At 65.2% G+C, this 3,301-nt stretch carries 3 protein-coding genes; 2 read left to right on the top strand and 1 reads right to left on the bottom strand.

From position 1 onward, the window contains the following. Positions 1-688 (top strand): DUF3027 domain-containing protein (locus tag Y707_RS23325; RefSeq protein ID WP_051441629.1); only part of this gene is annotated, 688 nt, incomplete at its 5' end. Positions 689-771: 83 nt separating this feature from the next. Beyond that, positions 772-2,025: an MFS transporter gene (locus Y707_RS23320; protein ID WP_035780247.1), complete on the top strand. Its 1,254-nt coding sequence runs from the start codon at positions 772-774 to the stop codon at positions 2,023-2,025. Positions 2,026-2,053: 28 nt separating this feature from the next. On the opposite strand, the gene serC is transcribed toward Y707_RS23320, so the two are convergent. Then, complete coding sequence (serC, locus tag Y707_RS0104140; RefSeq protein WP_026534145.1) at positions 2,054-3,184, bottom strand: phosphoserine transaminase; 1,131 nt, start codon at positions 3,182-3,184, stop codon at positions 2,054-2,056. Positions 3,185-3,301: the final 117 nt, after the last annotated feature.

Here is a 3,301-nt window from a genome sequence, read left to right as displayed (position 1 = left end):
CGCCACAGGAGAGGCTGCGGAAGCCCCGTTAGCCGCCACAGGTGAAGCCGGCGCCGAAGGTGGGAACGCCGGTGGTGAAGCCGAGGACGTCCGCGGCGCCGAGGGCCAAGACGGAACGGCAACGCTGGACGCCTCCGGCACGCCAGGTGATACGTCCGGCACCCCAGACGCCTCTTCCGGCGTGCCCGGTGACGGAGCGCCAGACAGAGATCCCGCCGACGCCGGCCCAGCGGACCGGTCAGGCAAAGAAAGCCCTGAGCAGCGTCCGGAAACGGAAGCCGAAGCGGCCAAGCCGGCCAAACGCCGTCGTGCGCCAAAGCTTGACGCGTTGCTGGCCGCCGACGTCGACGCCGCCCGTAGAGCTTTGTTGGAAGTTGCCCCTGAAGACCAGATCGGTGAATATGCAGGGGTCAAAGCCGAAGACGACCGCGTCGTGACCCACCTGTTCGAGTCGTACCTGCCCGGTTATGACGGCTGGCAGTGGTTCGCCGTCCTGACCCGGGTGCCGCGCGGCAAGTTCGCCACCGTTTCCGAAGTGGGTCTGCTGCCGTCGGAGCGCTCGGTGCTGGCGCCGGAATGGGTTCCGTGGGCCAAGCGGGTCCGGCCGGAGGAAAAACAACAGGAAGAAGCGGACCAGGCCGAAGAGGACGCCAAAAGTAAACAAGAGAGCCAATCTGCAGATAAATAACTGACGCAGCTCACCGGTCCTTGTGGGTGGCTCGCCCCGGGCCGCGGCGCTGCGGCTGACGGAAGAGGAGGGTACGGACAGCCATGTTCCGGTCCCTCCACATCCTCAATTACCGCATCTGGTTCATCGGCGCGCTGGTTTCGAACATCGGCACCTGGATGCAGCGCACCGCCCAGGACTGGCTGGTATACGACATCCTGACCGACCAGAACGCGTCGGCACTCGGGATCGTGATGGCGCTGCAGCTCGGCCCACAGCTGTTGCTGGTTCCCTGGTCCGGCTTGATCGCCGACACGTTCAGCCGCAAGAAACTTGTCCTGATAACGCAGTCTTCGATGGCCTTCCTTGCTCTGGCCCTCGGGCTTTTGGTGATCACCGGCGCCGCGGAACTGTGGCACGTCTACGGGTTTGCGCTGGCGCTCGGTTTGGTCGCGGCGATCGATGCCCCGGCCCGCACGACCTTCGTCTCGGAGCTGGTCCGCGACGACTACCTCTCCAACGCCGTCGCCCTGAACAGCGCCTCCTTTAACGGGGCACGGATGTTCGGCCCGGCGATAGCAGGTCTGCTGACCGCGGCGGTCGGACCCGGCTGGGTATTCATCATCAACGTCTTCACCTTCGTCGCCATGATCACGGCCCTGCTGAAGATCCGCTCGGCGTCCCTGCGGAAGCTGCCGAAATCGCCCAAGGGCAAGGGCCGCATCCGTGAGGGCTTCCGCTACATCCGCTACCGGCCCGACCTGATCGTGGTGCTGACTGCGATCTTCATCGTCGGCACGTTCGGCCTCAATTTCGCGCTGTTCATCGCCGCCATGGCCCGGACCGAATTCGGTGAAGGGGCGGACGCTTTCGGTCTGCTCTCCTCGGTCATGGCTGTCGGATCGGTCGTCGGTTCGCTGATGGCGGCGCGGAGGGACAGGCCGCGGCTGCGGTTCATTTTCGGCGCTGCGGGAGCCTTCGGCCTGGCGTGCGGCCTCGCGGCGTTGGCCCCGAACTACTGGGTCTTCGCCATCGCGCTGATTCCAGTCGGCCTCTTCGCGCTGACCCTGATGACAAGCGCCAACGCCTACGTGCAGACGACGACGGACCCCGTCATGCGCGGGCGCGTGATGGCGGTGTACATGGCGATCTTCATGGGCGGCACACCGATCGGCGCTCCTATTGTTGGCGTCGTCGCCGACGTCCTTGGCCCGAGATGGGCGCTCGGTGTCGCTGCCGCATCAGGACTGGTGGCCGCCGTCGTCGGGCTGGTCTGGATGACCCGCACCAAGCACCTGCGGATCCATTTCGACCGCTCGGCTTCCCGGAAGCTGCATATTTCCTACGACGGCAGCTAATTTTCTGCTGGCTTCCTGCGGCGGGCAGTCAGCGCAGGTTCTCGATCACGTAGTCGATGCAGTTGATCAGTGCGGAGACGTCGTCGGGCTCGATCGCCACGAACGTGGCCACGCGCAGCTGGTTCCGCCCCAGCTTCCGGTACGGTTCCACGTCGACGACGCCGTTGGCCCGCAGTGCCTTGGCGACGGCGGCGGCGTCAACCGTGCCGTCCAAATCGATGGTGACGATCACGTTGGAGCGGTCGGCAGGGTCGGCCACGAACGGACTGGCCGACGGCGAATTCTCCGCCCAGTTGTACAACCGCGACGCCGAATCCGCCGTGCGCTCGGTGGCAAAGCTCAGTCCGCCATTGCCGTTGAGCCATTTCAGCTGCGCATCGAGCGTCACCAAAGTGCCGATCGACGGCGTGTTGTAGGTCTGGTTCTTCAGTGAATTGTCGATGGCGGTGGACAGGTTCAGGAAGTCCGGAACCCAGCGTCCATCGGCGGTGATTTTCGCTGCCCGGTCCAGCGCGGCGGGCGAGAACAGACCGAGCCACAGTCCGCCGTCGGACGCGAAGTTCTTCTGCGGGGCGAAGTAGTAGACGTCGGACTGGCTCACATCCACGTCCAGTCCGCCGGCGGCCGACGTCGCGTCGATCAGCACCAGCGATCCGTCGTCGGCGCCGTCAACGCGGTGCACCGGAGCGGCGACACCGGTCGACGTCTCATTCTGCGGCCAGGCGTAGACGTCCACGCCGGCCTCAGCCTGCGGAACCGGACGGGTGCCGGGCACGGACTCAATGATGGAGGACGATTCCAGGAACGGCGCCTTGTCCGTGGCGGTGGCGAACTTGGAGCCGAACTCGCCGAAGGACAGATGCTGCGCCTTCTGCTCCACCAAACCAAAGCTGGCGGCATCCCAGAAAGCAGTCGAGCCGCCGACGCCGAGAATCACCTCGTAGCCGTCCGGCGCCTGGAACAGCTGGCTGATGCCTTCACGCACGCTGCCGACCAGGTTTTTCACGGGAGCTTGCCGGTGCGAGGTTCCCAACAGCGTGCTTCCGGCCTCGGAGAGCGCCTGGATCTGCTCGGCGCGGACCTTCGACGGTCCCGCACCGAAGCGGCCATCCTTGGGCAGCAGATCGCGCGGGATGTTCAAATTCGTGGTCTCGTTCACGTCGAAGGCTCCAGAATATTGGGGGCACGGCGCAGACCTGCGCCTCTGGTGATGTTGTGTGATTATTCTGCCCCACGGCGGCAACGGCGGCTAAACCGTGACAGTGTTATTGCGGCC

Source organism: Arthrobacter sp. H14 (assembly GCF_000520495.1).
GTDB lineage: Bacteria > Actinomycetota > Actinomycetes > Actinomycetales > Micrococcaceae > Arthrobacter_C.
This window is presented reverse-complemented; position numbering and strand designations above follow the sequence as displayed.